An 18,723-nucleotide genomic window follows, 5' to 3' on the forward strand; every position below is an offset into this window, starting at 1 on the left:
CAATGTATATATACCCAAAATGGGGGAATCCAGCCATTTCAATATAATAAAGATGTAGTGTTTATGCGAGTTGTAGAGTTTTACAACGAGCTATTTTAAAAAAATAAAAGGGGGATTAATATGTCAGAAATTACTCTAAATTCTGTTAAGCTTTCAAACGGAGAAACTTATGGCTACAGGAAATCAGGGGAAGGTAACAAAGTATTAGTACTAGTTCATGGAAATATGTCTTCATCTAAGCATTGGGACTTAGTTATGGAAAACTTGCCTAGTGACTACACAACATATGCTATAGACATGAGAGGATTTGGTGTATCAAGCTATAATACTCCTATAAACTCACTAAAAGACCTTTCAGAAGATCTTAAGCTTTTTGTAGATGCTATAGGGCTTAAGAATTTTTATCTGGCAGGTTGGTCTACTGGCGGTGGAGTAGCTATGCATTTCTCTATAGATTATCCTGAACATGTTGAGAAGTTAATACTAGTAGAATCTGTGGGCATAAAAGGCTATCCAATATTCAAAAAGGATGTAAATGGTCAGCCTATTATTGGGGAGTTTTTAAATACAAAAGAAGAGATAGCTAAAGATCCTATTCAGGTGGTACCTATTTTAAGTGCATATGAAAATAAAGATAGAAATATGCTTAGGGCAACTTGGGATGCATTAATATATGTTTTTGGGAAGCCTGAAGAAGAAAGATATGAGGCTTATATTGATGAAATGCTAAAACAAAGAAATTTAGTAGACATAGATTATTCATTAGTCCATTTTAATATTTCAGATGAACATAATGGAGTAGTAGAAGGCTCTGGGGGAGTACATAAAATAAAAGCACCAACATTGGTAATTCAAGGGAAAGAGGATATAGTAGTTCCTATGAATATGGGTATTGGAATAGCAGAAGGAATAGGTGAAAAAGCAAGACTTGAGTTATTAGACAATGGGGGACATTCACCCATGACAGATGATTTAGATAGATTCATGAATCTGATTTTAGATTTTATGAATTAAGAAATTATTGTCAAACAAATGAAATAATATAGTAGTGCTAAGCACTTCCATTTAATAAGAAGTGCTTAGCTTAATCTTACCTTTAACGGAGGTATGTTAATGGATATTAGGCATTATAAAAAATATTTATTATGTTTTGGATTAGTATTCATATTAATCTTAGGGTCTTCTTTTACTAATATTGGTATGACAGCAATATATACGGCTAATGAGGATGAAACTTTACTGGAGGTACAAGAAAAAATATCCAGTATTACTGAGGAAGAGAAAAAAATTTTAGAAAGACTTTTTCTATTAAGCCAAGAAATAGAAGAGATGGATACATTAAATACAAAACTCTCAAAAGAAATATCTGAGCTGAACGAAGAAGTAACAAAGCTAGAAAAAATGATTCAAGTTGAAACACAAAAGTATGAAAAAAATCTAAGTGTCTTGGAAAAGGTATTAAAAGCGTATCAGAAAAACGGACCAGGTTCTTATGTTGAGCTAATCTTAAGCTCAGATAGTCTAACAACACTAATAGAAAGAATTAATATACTAGGTGATATTTCAAAGAATACTAGCAAGCTTTTAGAAGCCATCAAAGAGAGTAAAGAAAAATTAGCTTTAGAGAAAGCTAAGCTTTCTGACAAACTTGCACTTATTGAAGAACAACAAAGAAAACTAACTGAGGCCATAGAGAACAAAATTAGACTTAAGAATGATTTAGAAGCCTATCTTGTATCCTTAGAAGGAGAGCAACAAAAATATGAAGAATATTTATCAAATATCAATAAGCTCTGGTCTGGAATAAAGCCATTGTTTTCTGAAACTGTAAAGGCCTTCTCCCGAATGATGGTGGAAGCTGACATACCACCTGATGCAATAGAAATAGAATTATCATTATTTTCTATTAAGGGAGTCATAAAAGAGAAAACCTTTAATGAAATTATCCGTAGTCAAGAATTTCCTACAAAGATGGAATTTGGTTTTTCATCTGATAGAATGACTGTACAAATGCCAGATAAAAGACTTAGTTTATCAGGTACGTTTGTTGTTTTGGACGGACAAAAGCTTGTATTTGAAGTGGATAAAGGTACCTTTTTTGAAATGCCACTTGAAAGTAGTGCAATAGAAGAATTATTTAAAGAAGGCTACTTAGAATTAGATTTAAAACCAATATTAGGTAAAAATATTATTAAGTCAATTAAAATTAATGAGGAGAATATAGAACTGAAAATTACCCCAGTATTATTTTAATTGGAGGTGGGAAAAATTGATCCAAGTAAAAGATTTATCTTTAACATATCCTGATGGAACTATGGCCTTAAAAGATGTAAACATACAAATCGATTCAGGACAAGTAGTCTATATTACAGGGCCTAGCGGTTCAGGTAAGACAAGCTTTTTAAAACTGTTGATGGGAATGGAATATCCAACCTCTGGACACCTAAGGGTTTTAGGGAGGACTATGAAAAAAGAAAATGCATTAGAAATTAGAAAAATACGAAGGGATATTGGTCCTATATTTCAAGACTTTAAGCTGCTTAAAGGAAGAAAGGTAATAGATAATGTTATTATTGGTATGAGATTTTTAAAGTTATCATCAAATCAAATGAAAGAAAGAGCAAAAGAAGCACTGGAGAAAGTAGGACTGTCTCATAAGACAAATGCACTTGTAGACAACTTATCCTGGGGGGAGTGTCAAAGAGTAGCCATAGCAAGGGCAGTAGCTAGAAAACCAGCACTTATAATCGCAGATGAGCCAACAGGAAACTTAGATAAGGAAAATGCATTAAATATTTTAGAGCTTCTGTCTTCGTTTAAAGACAATAATACAACGGTGATTATTACAACCCATGCTACTCATTTAATTGAAAATATTGAAGATGGAGTAATGATTCGCATTGACAAAGGCAATATTGTGATGGAAAGGATGGCATATGAATAACTTAGGCTATTTTTTAAAAGAAACAAGAACAATTATTAAGTTGAATTTTTTCTCTAATATTCTTTCGGTTTTTAGCATGGGATTTATATTTTTCATCCTACTAATGGTTATTTCTGGAGGCTGGCTTAGTAGTCAAATGGTAACTCTTATTCAAGAAGAGGCTGAAATAAGTATTTATTATGATGAGGACTTAGAAGAAACCAAATTAAATCAACTAATAGAAGAAATAAAAGCCATAGGTGGAATAAATGATGTAACAATGGTTAGCCAAGAAGAGGCATACAATAGAATGGAAAAAATTATGGGAAAAGATGCTAGTGTACTAGAGCTATTTGATAAAAACCCATTTAACTCTTTTATAGAAGCAGGAATAGATATAGATAAAGTAGATTCTATTGTCAATAAAGTAGAATTGATAGATAGGGTTGAGTATGTAAGAGATAACAGGAATGTATTAAATAGGCTTAAAAGCATTTCAAATATAGTTAATTTGTTGGGAAGCTTAGTAGTAGCAGCGGTAGGGGTGTCTACTCTAGTCATTACCTCCCATATTATTAGGCAGGGAATATACAATAACAAGGAAGAGATTAATACCTTGAGACTTTTAGGTGCTCCAGAGTCTTTTATAGTATTACCATTTATTATGGTAGGACTGATTCTTACTTTGGGAGCGGGGATATTAGCCACAGTAATGGGGACCATAACACTTAAATATGTTTATCTTCAGATAGCAGGACCATTACCTTTTATTCCATTACCAGCCTTAGATAGTTTGTATAAAGCAATTCCTATTTTTACAATAATTCTATGCTTAGTCATTGGTTTATTTGGGAGTATTTTTGGAATCAAGTCAGCAAAACAAAAATAATTTATTTTAAAAGGCTGAGGAGTTACTGCTTTAAAAGCATAAATTAGCTATATAAATATAAAGAAAGAAGGGTGATAAGCATGAGTAAGGAATTAAAACCTAGAAGTGAAATAGACCTATCTTTAACATGGGATTTATCCCATATATTCAAAACCAATGAAGAGTATGAAAAGACATTAACCGAAATTGTTGAAAAGTCTAAGGAGATGGAAAGTAAGTATAAGGATAAGCTAATTGACCCGAATACTATTTTAGAATGTATAGAAGAATATGAAGATGTAATTATAAAAGGATATCTAACAAATACTTATAGCTACCTAGCTATGGCCGTAGATCAAACAAATTCAGACAATCAAACTAGAGCAATGAAGAACGACATGATACTTTCAGAAGTTATTAGTAGATTGACTTTTATAGAAAGTGAACTAAAGGAAAAAGAGGATAATATATTGGATCAGGCCATAAATAAAACAGAAAAATATAAAATATATCTTGAAGATATAAAAAGAAGTAAGCCTCACACCTTACATCCAGAAGTGGAGAAAGCTATCGCTAGCTTATCACCAGTACTACAGTCACCTGAAAATGTGTATAGTCAAGCAAAGTTAGCTGATATGGACTTTGGAAGCTTTGAAGCAAAGGGAGAAGAACATCCTCTTAGTTTTGTGTTATTTGAAAACACATATCAAGGAGAAAAAGATACTGAAATAAGAAGAAGAGCATTTGATGCATTTTCAAATAAGATTAAAGAATATCAGAATACTATAGCTATTGCATATCAAACTCAAGTTCAAAAAGAGAAAATCATATCAACTATGAGGAAATTTGATTCAGTATTTGACTATTTACTATTTGATCAAAAGGTAGATAGAGAGCTTTATAATAGACAAATCGATGTAATAATGGAAAAATTAGCACCACATATGAGAAAATATGCAAAGCTTATTAAAAGAATATACGGTTTAGATGAGATGACTTTTGCAGACCTAAAAGTGTCTATAGATCCAGAATATGATCCAAAGGTTACTATAGAAGAATCTAAGAAGTATATTAAAGGTGCATTATCAGTTATGGGTAAAGAGTATTTAGATTTAGTAATGAGGGCCTATGATGAAAGATGGGTGGACTTTGCCCAAAATATAGGGAAGTCAACTGGTGGATTTTGTGCAACACCTTATGGAGTTCACGCCTATATTTTGCTTTCTTGGAATGGACTTATGAGCGAAGTATTTACTTTAGTTCATGAGTTAGGCCATGCAGGACATTTTATGCTATCTCAAAAGCATAATAATTTATTTAATGAATCTCCATCACTTTATTTCATTGAGGCACCTTCTACAATAAATGAAATGCTACTAAGTAATTATTTAATTAAGCAACAAGATGATCCTAGATTTAAAAGATGGGTATTATCTTCAATGGTTAGCAATACCTATTACCATAACTTTGTAACACATTTATTAGAAGCAGCATACCAAAGAGAAGTCTATAAAATTATTGATGAAGGTGGCAGTGTTCACGCTAATAAACTTAGTGAAATCAAAAAGGATGTACTTGAAAAATTCTGGGGTGATGCCGTAACTATCAATAGTGGTGCAGAACTGACTTGGATAAGACAGCCCCATTATTATATGGGACTTTATCCGTATACATATAGTGCAGGTCTTACAGTAGCAACTCAAGTAAGTCAAAGAATATTAAATGGTGATGAAAGTGCCATAGATGATTGGAAGGAAGTGCTAAAGGCTGGGGGAACGAAAACACCAGTAGAGCTAGCTAAAATGGCGGGCGTAGATATAACTACAGATAAACCTTTGCTAGAAACTATAGAATATATAGGTAGTTTAATAGATGAGATTATAAAGCTTACGGATGAAATAGAAAGAGGCTAGAAAACTCTTAGGAACCAATAAACCTAATTTTCATAATCTATTAGTAATTAAATGGTTAAGAAAGTTAGGAGAGTGATAATATGGACTTTAGATATCTACCTGTTATGATTTATACCTGTAGATATTATATTCCTACTACAGACATTCTTTATCCAATGGTTTATGGTCTAAGGAATTCAGAAGCACAAAGAAGAATAAACGATGAAATATATAGCTTGATGCTTAATATTGCAGCCGAGTTAAGACGGCCAGATCTAGTAACTTATATCACTGGTTCCTATGAACTAAAGGCTAATCAAAGAGACTTCTTAAGTCTTACATTAGGTCAATTAGGAGATTTTGGTGGTGCACATCCTATGACAATTATCAAAGGGTTAAATATGGATGTATCTACGGGAAAGGTGTATGCATTAAAAGATTTATTTAAACCAAATAGTAACTATATTGAAAGAATATCTAAAATAGTTGAAGAGCAAATAGAGGAAAGAGGAATTATGTTATTAGATGAGTTCAAAGGCATAAGCCCGGATCAAGACTATTATATAGTGGATAATAGCTTAATAATTTTCTTCCAGCTTTATGAAATTACTCCATATGTAGCAGGATTCCCATACTTTCCAATACCTATTTATGAACTAGAGGATATTATCAATACAGATGGACCTCTTGATAAAATGATGGGAGTATAATATTATTTATCTGATGAAGAATAAATAGTATCCCTGCAGTTCTAAAGGGCATAAAACATTTTACTAATATGTTTTATGCCCTTTTCATATCTATTCAGTCTATATTCTCAATAATATATACTATATAATGTAGTTATATATACAATTTAAATGTGGCAAAAATTCAATAAATGAGCTAATATATATAGTATCTTAACTATAAAAGTTAAAGATATAATTTATTCAGAACTATTTTATTAAGGGGGTGAGTATTATGATGAAAGATACACTTCGTATCTACAAATCTAATACTTTATTACAGGAGGTACTATTATTTGAGTTACAAAAAAGGAGCAGAAGTATTACCAGCTCACCTTCTAAAAGAGGTTCAGAAGTATATTGATGGTGGATTAATCTATATACCTAAAAAGAGCCCAAGGGTTGGTTGGGGTTATTTGAATGGCTCAAGAAAATCCTTAGAAAAAAGAAACATGAAAATATTTCAATCGTTTAAAAGTGGTATGCCTATCAAAGAAATAGCTCAAAGCTACTATTTAAGTGAAGAAACAATTAAAAAGATCGTATATGGTAAAAAACAATTATAATTATTCTCTTCCTATGATTTTCACATAATAAATGAGAAAATATAATTGACCGGTTAGAACTAAAGGAAGGGGATGATATAAGTGAAAATAGAGGTGCTTTTAGCATAAACTAAAAAATAATGGATGCAACTGCATCCATTATTTTTTAATATAAAGATTGTGAAAATACTATTAGTTCTAGGAGGAAAAAATGCTAGAAACATTTAAAATAGAAGGAGAATTATTAAATCTTAGAGAGACCATAGATTCAGATATAGATAATTATGAGAGGTGGAACATTTCAGATTTAAAAGCATGGGAATTTGACGGTCCATGGTATGATGAGGATTTAAGTGCAGTCATTGAGAGCAGAAAGAGGTGGCTAACTGGAGAAAGAAAACCACCATATAGATTTTTAGAGATAGAAACTAAAAACTATATACATATTGGCTGGGTAAATGTTTATCATGATACTTGTGATCCGCATATGACAGAAATAGGCATAGACATTGCCGATGACTATTATTGGGGAAAGGGAATAGGAAAAGAAGTATTAACATTGTGGATAGATTACCTTTTTAAAGAAAGAGAATTTGCAAGAATAGGATTTGGAACATGGTCAGGAAACAAAGGAATGATTAGACTAGGAGAAAAGCTAGGCTTTCAAATGGAAGGAAGAATAAGAAAGGGCTGTAAAGTTAAAGGAATATTTTATGACAGAATAAAGATGGGAATTTTAAGAAGCGAATGGGAAGATAGATTTAATAAATAAAAGGAAAATTACGGAGGTTATTTAATATCAATGAAAAATCAAACTATTTCAAATAAAGATATTTTTAATTGGATAGAAACGAAATTAAAGCCAAGTTTTTGCACTTCAGAGGAGTTCATATATAATGAGATGGAATCTCAATCAGGATATTGTTTACCTATAATATACCAGCCCTTTGATGCTACAAAAAAACATCATTGGGTAGATAGGGGAGCTCTTTATGACTATTTATATTCAACAGGCGGAGAAGGAAAAAAACTTCTAGATTTTGGGCCAGGAGATGGATGGCCTTCACTGATAATCGCTCCCTATGCTAAGGAAGTAATAGGAATAGATTCATCTGAAAAGAGAGTAAAGGTATGTACAGAAAATGCTAGGAGGATGAAGCTTGATAATACAAGATTTGTAAGTTATATATCTGGAACAAAGCTACCTTTTGAGGATAATAGCTTTGACGGTATAATGGCAGCATCATCTATTGAGCAAACACCAGAACCTAAAAAAACAATTGAAGAGCTATACCGAGTTCTAAAGCCTGGATGTAGCATAAGAATAAATTACGAGGCTTTAAACAGATACAAGGATGGACAAGAAAAAGATTTCTGGATAGCAGGTCTAAACGAAAACACATTCAAAATAATATTGTTTAACAGAGATTTAATTAATGAGTGTGTCATTCAATATGGCTTAACTGTTTCTATGTCAAAGGAAAAATTAATAAACATGTTATCTTTAGATAATAAAATTAATTTTAAACAGATTACGATTCCTTTTTTAGAAGAAATAAAGCCTGTTATTGTCAATTTTCAAGCTTGCAAAACAATTCATCCTTCTGGCAATACCTTAATGTCTTGGTTAAAGGAAGTTGGTTTTAATGAAGTGTCTCCAACATATAGCGGAGCTTTAGCAGCGGCAAAGCTATTTGACCAATTTACAGATGCAGATAGACCAAAAGACCTTGTTTCTGTTGATAGGGAAATCAAAAGAGCAGTAAAAATAGTATCAGGATTAAAGGCACCACTAGATTTAGACCCTATGATAACTGCAATTAAATAAAGCTAAAACCATGAAATAAAAAAGCAAGGAACAGTAAAATAGTTTCTTGCTTTTTTATACACATTAAATCCCACAAGCTAGGTATTTACTATAACAAAGGTTGATAATAAGTTCTTCTGGTCCAGAGATTTTCATATATGTACTATACCGCTGGGTGATAATGTAGTCGCAGTACAATTGCAGTAAAAATTTATAAGGATACTAGAATAGGATTGGTGTAGTGAATTCTGCGTCAATCCTTATTATTTTGGAGGGGTAAAGTATGTACGGCAAATATATCATACTCTATCCTTTTTATTTGAAAATTACATTAAATAAGGTTACAATGAATGTAATACAAATAAGGCGATAGGAAATAAATATGAGTAGGGTTTCTAAGGGGTGAAAAAATGTTTCAAAGCAATTTTCAATTTCTAGAACAAAGATGGCCTATGCTAGCTGATTTGGGGAAATTAGCTGAAAAAAACATTTATCAGGATTCAAATACAAGCTTAATAAAATTAGGTATGTTTGCAGAGTTAATGGTTGGGAAGCAGATACAAAGATACTCAGATATTCCAATGGTACAAGGCCACAAAAGAATAAGAACTTAGCAATAGCAGAATGGCCTACAGATTCAATTGGCTCTAGGAAAAGTGGTAGGGCTGACTATGCTTTATTTGTTGGGTTAGAGCTTGTTGCCCTTATAGAAGCTAAAAGAGGCAGCAAGGATATTTCTGCAGATATAGAAGATTGTAAGGAATATGCAAAGAAGATTAAAGAAGAACATAAAGAATATATTATTAATACATGGGGAGAGTACAAGGTTCCTTTTCTATTTGCTACTAATGGAAGGAAATACTTAAAACAGCTAGAAGAAAAGTCAGGAATATGGTTTTTAGATTCTAGAAATTCTACAAATCATCCGAAGGCTTTGCAATCATGGTATACCCCTAGGGGACTTAAGGAGTTATTGGACAAGGATATAGAATTATCTACAAAGAGCCTTGAAGAGGAAACTTTTGAATATTTAACTGACCCTAAGGGCCTTAATCTTCGTAAATATCAAATTAATGCTATTAAAGCAATAGAAGATGCTATGGCTGATGGGAAAGAAAATATTTTAATCTCCATGGCAACTGGGGAACGTGTCATAATAGTGATGGGTGCAGTTTGGGTTATTAAATCAAGGGTTTCAGTAACTTTAAATAAATATATTTCGTGCATTGCTTAGAGTAATTAGGATTTAATTGTTGTAAACAGTGCATGATTAGAGAAGTTAGTATTTCTATTTAATTGGAGAAAGAAAATTAACACTTGATATTTATGTTAGGTTTGTTTTTTACCTAACATAAATATCAAGTAGCACTGGTCTATAATGATTCTCCCATGTTTTTAATTAATTTTTTTGCCGCAGGTTCCACAAAAGCGAGTACCCAGAATAACCCTGTTTCCACATTTAGAGCAAAAATTGATTTGTGAAGTAGTCTGAAGCGTGGTGGGTAAATTCTCATCTGTACTGGAGACTGTCAGAAACAGCCAGTCGATGTCCTTACCATCCTCGCATAAACCGATGGCTCCGGCGGGCGATACCACATAAAAGCTGTCCTCGTCGATGGGATCTTCATTGTCGCTTGTCTCGGCAAGCACCAGCAAGTCTTTTACCTCGTAGCTATCATTGGAAGTGGCAAAACGGAAGCTTTTGCATCGTGTTACGGCACATTCCGCTGCCTCCAGCAATGTATTGAATTGTTCCATTGGAAATCTACCTCCTTCTTTATTTAAATAACAAATTATTGCATCTCTTGCAGCGATCATTCTGTATAGGATTCATCATAGAACACACGTTGCAGTAGATGATGCGATCTTTCGATTTATCATATTTCTCATATGTACCGAACTTCGGATGAAAACGCACCTTGTCGCCTATATCCAGATAGTCGTACATATGCCTGTTACTGTCCTTTTCCACGATGGTCTTTTTCTTGCCTGCATCGGTGTTGATGATCGTGTTATATTCCGTATAGGTTCGCCAGTTGTCGTCCTTGCCGCCCCTATGCTCGCTTTTCTCCTTGCTGTACTTATTGACGACCACGCCCTCCCACATGGGCTGATTGGTTTTTCGCAACGTCAGCAGATTAACGACCAGCATGACAAGAGAAATGCCAACACCGATGACAAGGGATTCTCCAAACGGGAAATCGTCCATCAGCAGACCGGCGACGGGAAAGCCGATGAGCGGCACGAAAAACAATATCCACATACAGCCAATAGAGGATTTCTTGTTTTTTTGTGCGGCGGCCAGTATTTCCGGCGAATTACACCTGTCGGAAAAGCCGACCAGTCCCGCGTCGCCCTGTGAGGGATCGGAAGATGCCGCTTGGCTTACCTCCATTGGCTCCGGCGTTCTCAAATTCACCGCCTTGCCGCAGCCGGTGCAAAATTCAGCGCCTTCCGGTAGCTTGTCTCCGCAGTTATAACAAAACATATCCGTATCACTCCTTGCTTCGATTATTTGAGGCGCGACGGGTTTCCTCGCCGCTAGTTTCTTCTTTTTCCCGCCTCTGGCTGTGCGTATGACAATTAGCAGCAAAAGCAGGTAACCGATGGGAGCGAGGATATGGTAAATGATCGCCACCTCGCCCATCTCATCAAATTCGCACAACGCGGAGGGCTTGTTGACGTATGGGAAAAGGCCAAGGTAGCGGATGCGCTCGGAGCGCGTTTCGCCCTCGGTAAGGCTTGGCCACGCCTCGTCGCTTTGGTACATCACATAGCCCCGATACTCCTTGCCACTTACCACAAACCAATAGCCCTTGGAAATGGTCTGGGAGCGATTTTCCTGTGCGGTCGTATCGTCCCGACGGCTGTCATAGCTGTCCACCGTACCCATTACGCTGTCGCCCCATATCGCCAGAGCCAGCGTAGATAGGCTCAAATACATGGCAAACAGCAGCACGGCGTAAATCAGGATGAGGATGGGCAGGGGGATGTTTTTGCTCTTTTTCTTCTTTGACATCTCAACGCTCCTTTCATTGTTGTTCGCAATCCCGCTTTTCGCGCCAGCCCACGCCGACCAAATACAGGACGGTCGATAGGAAAAGCGGCGGTAACGTGATCGTGGCATAGGAGCGAAGCGAATATACCAGCAACACTCCCGCCACCAGTTGGATATAGCCAAGCGTCCGGCACCAGCGATGTCGGTGGAGCCGCTCTGCAAAGGCCAGGCCCGCGATGGCCGTCACCATAGAAAAGATGTACGCTATTCCAGCCGCGAAGCAACCCGCTCCGGCGTAGGTGTAGTCCAGTGCCGCATTGTCAATAAGACCCAGGCACCACAGCAGCATGGGTAGGGCGGCAAGTAACATCAGTACGGATGAAATCCGCAGAAGTATTCGTTTTCGCGGGCTATTATTTGATATGCCATTCATACTCATAAGCTGTTGCAATTATTTGATTACCACCGGTAAACCCGACCACAATATATACCTTATCGCCATCGGCTGACCCTGCGGGCATCGTGCCGCCAACCGTGACTCGCATACCCGTGTAGCCGGTGTTGGTATCGTTTTTTTCGGTCCAAATATATGATTTTGTGTGCTTTTCAGTAATATCATAAAGAGATGTGTCCGTACCGTATGAGACAAAGGGATCGTCATGGTTGATAGGCGTAATAGCGGCCCCCAAAGACGCCCCAAGATGGAAGCAAATGTTGCTTGATGTGTTTGCCTTGATACTCAAATCCAAGGTAACCGGCTCTCCTCCCGAATACCGTCCATTTGGGCTGCTTGCGGTTCCTATATTCTCAACAAATTCGCCCTTGCAATTATCGTGGGTGCTACCGGAGTAACTGTAATCAAATGTTGTTTTGCATCGATATGTGTAGCTTCCGCTGCCACCACTCCATGATTCTGAATAGGAATCGTCAGCTGCGCTTGTTTCATACTTGTTATCAAAGCTTCTGACAAGCAGCCAATACCCCTCAGTCACCGCTCCCGCCTTTTTAAGATAACCTTGTTCGCGCATCCAGTCATAAAATTTGGTTCTGTCCTTACCGTAGCCCAGCCACATGGCTATTGCCATACTCAAATTATCTTCACGGTTTTTTTCACTTCCGAAAACGGATATATCCTCGCCTACCATTTTCAAAATGACTTGTCGAATGGTAAATAGCGACTTCAACCTCTGCTCAATAGTCATGTCATATTTATATCCGTTTTCAAGGCGGTTGAGCAGGTTGGCATCCTTAAAGCTCCCAATGATCTTCTCATATTCCGTAGCCTTGGCTTCAATCAGATTCTCATTTGCCAGCCTTTTGTCGAATTGTTCCTTTAGATCGGCTTCCACATAGTCTTCCAGCATTTTGATTTCAGCATTAGTCAGGCTGTCTTTTCCGTGAAGTCTGCGCCAGGCTTCCTTCTTTTCGCTTAAAAGGCGGTTGTAATACCCACGCATCTGGATTTTAAGCGTTTCCCAGTCACCGGAGTTAAGCGTATATCCGTAAGCGCCTTCCTTTGCAAGCCCTGCATACGACTTGTAAGCACATTCCATCTCATAATCTTTCCACGCCATAATACCTTGCTCTACCGCTGCCTTGCTTAAATCTCCTATGGATTTAATCGCAGTCACTGCGCCGCCAGCAGCACCGCCAAACAGGGTAACGCCTAAATCGGTGAACTCCACCACAGCTGTTTTATAATCCCCATTATAAAGAGCCTCTGCGCCTTCGGTGAGTGTGCCCAATTTGCCTAAGCCCTCCATTAGGCTCTCTTTAACCAAAGGATTTTCTTGAACCATATCAACTGTGGCTTCGGCAAGAATCTTTCCACATTCATAGGTTAATGCCTCTATATCACCTTTTGCCGCAAGCTCTTGCGTTGTCGGAATAATGTTCATCTCCAAAGCACGGTCAATAATAATTTCTCGTGTTTCACCGGCATAAAGCCCAACTCCATCAAAATAATCATTGCACACTGCTTTTATCTTTTCGATATAAGTTGGATCTTTCACTTCGTTGCTGACAGAATCCACCGCCATTTTGTGAGCGTAAAGCTTGATTTGTTCTTCTCTGTTCATCAACTTGCCACTGTATGATGAAAAATGCCATGTTTCAAATTCCAAATATCCCTCGGACAGGCGAACAGGGTCGGGGATAATCGGCTCCCATTCGCTGCCGTTCCAATATGCCATGACCATTCGGTCAAAGCTCTCGGCATCGGGGATGTTTTTCTTATCAAGCTTCATGGTGATTTTCACCGGCCGGTTCAGCCGCACCTGTTCCATGCCCTCAACGCTGATATCGATGGGAGTAGTGAGCAAAGCGTCTTCACTCTCGGAGGCTTTCGCCACGATGACACTTACATCCCCGTCAAAAGCTCCAGCAGGAACCGATACTATCCAGCCGTCCTTTTTCAGATTCCCGATTTCTGCTCCTTTGTCCGAAGCAATTTTGGTTGAGGCAAAATTACTTTTTCCACATCCTACAAGGCCTGCTATAGCGGACAGCAGCATGACGGCTACAAGCAGAATAGATAATATTTTTCGTTTCATTGCGCAAAGCTCCTTTCTGTCGGCTTACTCAACCGCAAAGCTGAACCTCAAATCCGGCGCGACGTTGACAAAGCCGGAGTAATAGTGCATGGTGACCTCGCTTTTGTCGGTCTGCCGCTGATAGACCATCCAGCCGCTGGTGGATTCGCCAGGGGCAAGCTCTATGTCCTTCATATACCGCTGGTTCCTGTCGGCCACATCCGACATCACCTGTGAATTTTCTTCCGAGGTCATGTCGCTGTCGTCCCCGGTGGGCCCTTCCTCGTAGATAATATAGATATCCTTCTTGTTCGGGGAATCTATCGGTTCGCCGGAGACATTTGTGAAGGTAAACCAGACCTTCACATATTCAAATCCGTCCTTCGGCCTTGAAAGCATACCTGTATAATCGAAAGGCTCCGCCACGTCAATAGTGATGGAAATCCCGTTTGCCTCGGCTGCTTCTCCGATACCGTAATACCTGTTTTCATCCGCTCCCGCCTCGCCGGAGGGAGCATTGCCTGATTCGGCGGGTGGGGGGCTTTCGGGCGTTGATTTACCGCCGTTTTTTTCACCGCAAGCAGCTAAGGTGAACATAAGTACCAATGATAAAAATATAATTTATTTCTTTTTCATAAGAGAAGCCTCCTCTTAAAATCATTTGACATGACGGTGTGAGCCTTGCCCTAATCAATTTTGGTGCCTTTTATATAGGTCGTCGCCGTACCTTTTCCAACGGCAAGTATGGTGCCCGAAATACTTATTCTGCCATTTTCGGAAGAAAACACAAGCGTCTGTGTTATATAATCGCCATCATCAAATGTATGAGTATAGGTTGAAGTACCAGTTATAGGATCGTAGTCCATAGCACCGCCATTGAGAACAAGCTGACCATTTTCATTTTTGCTGTAAACATTTTGGATTTCTTCCGTATCCCCATCATCATTCGATAGTACAATATCATACGTCCCCACGATCTCATCTATGGAAAGCCCACCGATTGCCTCGGCCGGTGGAGCGGTAGATTCCTCGGTCGGTTCTTCGGCAGGAGGCGTTTCCATGGGTTCTTCCTCGGAATCCAAGAACATCTCGTAGAGCAGATTTCGCAGATTTTCTATGACCTCGTTCAGCTCTTCTTCGGTGTAATAGTATTCTTCCTCTATTTCCTCTGCCAGCTCTGCGGCGGTCTTAGGCTCTCCTTCCTCCGGCACGGGCAGACCCACTTCCTTTAATTCCTTTGCCACCTCATCGGGGGTTTTTCCTTCTGTGCTGATCTCGGTCATGGTTACGGTGGTCTCGCCATCATCGCCCACGGTAATCGTGCCGCCAAGTATCTTTCCCTCGCTGACTAAATCTAGTACGCTCTCCCCGATATAGTTGAGCTTATCCAAAGATCCCATCTGTTTTGAAAACTCCGCACCGGCCTTTATTCCTGCCTTGATTGAGTCTCCGCTGAACACGTTGACCCCTCCGGCGATGGATGCGATGGGGCCCACAATATCCTTGAGGTCGTTGGCTGCCATTGTCACTTTGTTGTTTTCGCCAAGGATGATGGTGCTGCCGGTGGAAGCGATGTCCACTATGGTATCAACGCCACTGATGACCATGCCTCCTGCCTCTAAAATGCCCGTGGCTGTACCTCCACTGGCGATGACGCCACCAATATATAGTCCTGTTTTACAAGCGGTCTTTGTCGCCATCGCCGCATTTTCGTACTTCTGAATTGTATCGGCTTCATCGTTATAAGCCGCACCTTCTAAAATAGCCTGCGCCATTTTAAGCTGGGCAAAGGCATTTTTTGCATCGGTTCCAAGGTTTTCCGAAAGCTGCTTGACCTTTTGCCCCGCGGGGTAGGAGTCGTATTTTTCGGTCAGCTCCTTTGCCCATTTTACAGCGGCGTTTTCCTCAGCTGCGTAGGCCACCATAGTAAATAGCCCAATCCTCGCAGGGCTTGATGATGTATAGAACATGGTTGCCGCCTGCGTAGACGCGGAGCTGCGCAGACTTTGAGCATAATCTGCCAATTCCGCTGCTTGGACACTGGCCAGCTCACAGAGCCGCCATGCCTCCAGCGTGTCGTCAGTCATGGCTTTCAGCTCGTCAATACTGCCGTTTTCAATGTCATACTCAATCAGCACCTCAGTTTTGAGCCGGGCGATGATGTACTGCTGAGTCGCTATCGCGCCCGCCTGTTCCACGGCGGCGCGTTCTGCGGCTACTGCGGGAAGGGATACCGTGGTGTTTTCATCTGTTCTACCGCCGCAGCTTGCAAGGGTGAAAATCATAATAAGCGCCAGAAATAAAGACACATACTTTTTCATTGCATTACCTCCAATGTTTATATTTTGCTTCTTGTGTTACCATCCGGTGATGTCTGCCGTTACGCCAGTTTCATGAAGCAGCTTTTGAGCGGCATCCAGCAGCGCCTGCTTTTGAGTCATTCCGTGCAGCAACTCTACCCGCATGGTCTGGGCCGCGTCGCCAAAGGTCAGGTACATCCGTTCCTGATCAATATGGGCGGTGTGCAGCCGCACGCCATGTACCCCATCGAGACCCCACCGGTAAATTTCACTGCCGATGAGGATACCAAAGGTAGATATCACGGTTTCCACGGTGTCCTTTTTCATTTGGCGGCCCGGCATGGAGACGAGAGCAGATGGCACCGCAAGGATGCGATTATCCCAAATGAGTGTTGCGTCATAGAGCAGACGGCTCTGCCTCACCAATAACAGGAGAGAGATAAGGCTGATAGCTCCAAAGGCGAAAACCACTTCTAACACGAATGCCATACCGAGCCACACCGCCAAACAAATACTGGCTGCGAACAATAAGGCATATCCATTGCGTCGTTTTCGGATTAATTTCATTTACACCATACCTCCTATAATATAGATTTTAAGGAAAAAATCTTTAAAAAGCATCGTTCGAAAGGATGAATTTGCAGAAAAAAGCCTCTCATACTAAAGTATGAGAGGCTAGTTAAACCCTGTATTTATATGATTTTATGAATTATCCAACCCTTTGATTCTTCAGCAGGGTGCTGATGAGTTCTGCCCGACTACCGACATCATATTTTGAAAAAATGTTCCTTACATGTGTTTTTACAGTACTCTCACTGATGAACAAAGCCCCGGCAATCTCACGGTTGGATTTGCCGGAAAGGATGAGCTGCAATACCTCCTCCTCCCGAACTGTCAGTGGGTAAAGAGTTTTAATTTGACGAACAATGTCCGTTTGCTTTGGCTGACTCATATTGCCATAGGTGGCAAGGTAGGCATGGCTTTTCAGCAGTAAAACAAGCTGGTAGTTTAACGGTGGCAGAATGACCAGTGTAACACAAACCACAGTAAGGGCAATCACCGCAACCTCTGCACTTGGAAGTCCAATGGATGTTACGGCCATTCCCAAGACGCCTCCACAAAGCACGCCGAATACATTTACGGAAAGCCCAATGCCAAAGGTTTGTGCCGGGTTGTCGCTATAATCCAGCATTTCTCCAAGGATGCTCCACCAAAACAGATCAAAAATACCGCAAGCACTGAGCATCAGCGTATCCACAATCAGATAGCTGAAAGTGTTTCGCCCTAATAGAATAAAGTTGATGAACGCTCCTATAATCATTGCCATTCCGATATACAAAATTCTGGAACGCTTTGCTTTCATAGGTAGGTTGCGCATAATAGCAAGCGCCACAATATAAGGCACGGCCCAATACCAGCTTACCAGTCCCGTTAAATGCTCAAAAGTAGGGTTGATGACATGATACATCAATCCGGAATTAATTGTGATGATAAAGACAAAAATACATAGCAATAATAGTGGGTTTTTAATGCCACCAATCGTCTTGTTTTTAAATGTTTTGTTCTGCTCATTCTCCTGCTCCACCGGCAGTACCCAAATGAAGACCATACCGATCATAAGGCAAAGCATAGTAAGGCTTAGACCGATAAAGGTTGACCTGTTCATGGCAACTACGTTGACTGCAATCATCAACAGATTAGAATAAATCAGAAAGTCGGCGCAGGATTTAATGCGCCTGTTTTTGGGAGTAAAGGCTCTAAGGAAAAATCCCCATGCTGCCACTGCGCAGCCGCTAAAGTATCCGCTGACAATCAGTCCACCCAACCATAGAGCGGGGAGATGAAAAAAGAATGGGATAGTGGTGGCTAAGCATAAGCCCATGCCACCGAGCATCATGGTTTTGGCGGTCACCTGAGACTTGACAAACAAACCGCAGGTGAAAAGCCCTGCAAAATGTGCGATCATGGTAGTCAATATGGCGTTTGCCTCATGCAAATCCAGCAGGCTATACAGCACCTGACCCTCAAATAGGAAAGAGAGCAGATAGGCAAAAGAAAACGAAAATGCCGCAACAGAGAGTCTCCGGGAATTTAACAATTTATGTCTGTTCATTTTATAACCTCCCGCTCA

19 protein-coding genes and 1 pseudogene are annotated in these 18,723 nt (G+C 39.3%); 12 read left to right on the forward strand and 8 right to left on the reverse strand.

The window, feature by feature from the left end; all coding sequences use genetic code 11:
• The first annotated feature begins 120 nt into the window (after positions 1-120).
• The 12 genes and pseudogenes from phaZ (at position 121) to BLV37_RS15215 (ending at position 9,997) form a co-directional block, all read left to right on the forward strand.
• Positions 121-1,014 (forward strand): intracellular short-chain-length polyhydroxyalkanoate depolymerase, encoded by an 894-nt coding sequence (gene phaZ, locus BLV37_RS00005; RefSeq protein WP_091725468.1) that lies wholly within the window; start codon positions 121-123, stop codon positions 1,012-1,014.
• A gap of 387 nt (positions 1,015-1,401) precedes the next feature.
• Positions 1,402-2,253, forward strand: coding sequence for a coiled-coil domain-containing protein (locus BLV37_RS00010; protein WP_425287111.1), 852 nt, complete (start codon positions 1,402-1,404; stop codon positions 2,251-2,253).
• 16 nt (positions 2,254-2,269) lie between these two features.
• On the forward strand, positions 2,270-2,944 hold the full coding sequence (locus tag BLV37_RS00015; RefSeq protein ID WP_091725472.1) for a cell division ATP-binding protein FtsE: 675 nt from the start codon (positions 2,270-2,272) through the stop codon (positions 2,942-2,944).
• Positions 2,937-3,812, forward strand: coding sequence for a cell division protein FtsX (locus tag BLV37_RS00020; protein ID WP_091725474.1), 876 nt, complete (start codon positions 2,937-2,939; stop codon positions 3,810-3,812). The genes BLV37_RS00015 and BLV37_RS00020 overlap by 8 nt, the downstream gene beginning before the upstream one ends.
• Before the next feature lie 80 nt (positions 3,813-3,892).
• A complete protein-coding gene (pepF, locus tag BLV37_RS00025) occupies positions 3,893-5,704 on the forward strand; it encodes an oligoendopeptidase F (protein WP_091725477.1) in 1,812 nt (603 codons plus the stop codon).
• An 80-nt stretch (positions 5,705-5,784) separates the two neighbouring features.
• Complete coding sequence (locus BLV37_RS00030; protein WP_091725479.1) at positions 5,785-6,393, forward strand: DUF3298 and DUF4163 domain-containing protein; 609 nt, start codon at positions 5,785-5,787, stop codon at positions 6,391-6,393.
• 314 nt (positions 6,394-6,707) lie between these two features.
• The gene (locus tag BLV37_RS00035) at positions 6,708-6,977 is read left to right on the forward strand and encodes a CD3324 family protein (protein WP_091725482.1); all 270 of its coding nucleotides are present in this window, start codon (positions 6,708-6,710) and stop codon (positions 6,975-6,977) included.
• A gap of 190 nt (positions 6,978-7,167) precedes the next feature.
• The gene (locus BLV37_RS00040; RefSeq protein ID WP_091725485.1) at positions 7,168-7,728 is read left to right on the forward strand and encodes a GNAT family N-acetyltransferase; all 561 of its coding nucleotides are present in this window, start codon (positions 7,168-7,170) and stop codon (positions 7,726-7,728) included.
• A gap of 30 nt (positions 7,729-7,758) precedes the next feature.
• Entirely contained in the window at positions 7,759-8,784 is a 1,026-nt protein-coding gene (locus tag BLV37_RS00045) for a class I SAM-dependent methyltransferase (protein WP_091725487.1), read from the forward strand.
• A gap of 389 nt (positions 8,785-9,173) precedes the next feature.
• Complete coding sequence (locus BLV37_RS00050) at positions 9,174-9,377, forward strand: hypothetical protein (RefSeq protein WP_091725491.1); 204 nt, start codon at positions 9,174-9,176, stop codon at positions 9,375-9,377.
• Positions 9,378-9,379: 2 nt separating this feature from the next.
• Positions 9,380-9,565, forward strand: a pseudogene (locus BLV37_RS15210) (type I restriction endonuclease); the annotation flags it as partial.
• A gap of 171 nt (positions 9,566-9,736) precedes the next feature.
• On the forward strand, positions 9,737-9,997 hold the full coding sequence (locus BLV37_RS15215) for a DEAD/DEAH box helicase family protein (protein WP_244270418.1): 261 nt from the start codon (positions 9,737-9,739) through the stop codon (positions 9,995-9,997).
• Between the two features lie 161 nt (positions 9,998-10,158).
• Here BLV37_RS15215 and BLV37_RS00060 read toward each other — a convergent pair whose 3' ends face one another.
• The 8 genes from BLV37_RS00060 to BLV37_RS15370 all read right to left on the reverse strand — a co-directional run bounded on the left by BLV37_RS00060 (position 10,159) and on the right by BLV37_RS15370 (position 18,705).
• Entirely contained in the window at positions 10,159-10,521 is a 363-nt protein-coding gene (locus BLV37_RS00060; RefSeq protein WP_091725497.1) for a zinc-ribbon domain-containing protein, read from the reverse strand.
• Positions 10,522-10,540: 19 nt separating this feature from the next.
• Positions 10,541-11,782, reverse strand: a complete 1,242-nt coding sequence (locus tag BLV37_RS00065) for a zinc ribbon domain-containing protein (RefSeq protein ID WP_091725501.1) — start codon at positions 11,780-11,782, stop codon at positions 10,541-10,543.
• Between the two features lie 13 nt (positions 11,783-11,795).
• The gene (locus BLV37_RS14765) at positions 11,796-12,200 is read right to left on the reverse strand and encodes a hypothetical protein (protein ID WP_176967794.1); all 405 of its coding nucleotides are present in this window, start codon (positions 12,198-12,200) and stop codon (positions 11,796-11,798) included.
• On the reverse strand, positions 12,175-14,313 hold the full coding sequence (locus BLV37_RS00070) for a hypothetical protein (protein ID WP_091725503.1): 2,139 nt from the start codon (positions 14,311-14,313) through the stop codon (positions 12,175-12,177). The genes BLV37_RS14765 and BLV37_RS00070 overlap by 26 nt, the downstream gene beginning before the upstream one ends.
• A gap of 24 nt (positions 14,314-14,337) precedes the next feature.
• Positions 14,338-14,889, reverse strand: a complete 552-nt coding sequence (locus tag BLV37_RS00075) for a DUF4352 domain-containing protein (protein WP_091725506.1) — start codon at positions 14,887-14,889, stop codon at positions 14,338-14,340.
• A gap of 89 nt (positions 14,890-14,978) precedes the next feature.
• Positions 14,979-16,613, reverse strand: a complete 1,635-nt coding sequence (locus tag BLV37_RS00080; protein WP_091725509.1) for a hypothetical protein — start codon at positions 16,611-16,613, stop codon at positions 14,979-14,981.
• A 36-nt stretch (positions 16,614-16,649) separates the two neighbouring features.
• Positions 16,650-17,159: a hypothetical protein gene (locus BLV37_RS00085; protein ID WP_091725512.1), complete on the reverse strand. Its 510-nt coding sequence runs from the start codon at positions 17,157-17,159 to the stop codon at positions 16,650-16,652.
• A 142-nt stretch (positions 17,160-17,301) separates the two neighbouring features.
• Entirely contained in the window at positions 17,302-18,705 is a 1,404-nt protein-coding gene (locus BLV37_RS15370) for a LuxR C-terminal-related transcriptional regulator (RefSeq protein ID WP_091725514.1), read from the reverse strand.
• Positions 18,706-18,723 lie beyond the last annotated feature (18 nt).

It is taken from the genome of Proteiniborus ethanoligenes (genome assembly GCF_900107485.1).
Lineage (GTDB): Bacteria > Bacillota > Clostridia > Tissierellales > Proteiniboraceae > Proteiniborus > Proteiniborus ethanoligenes.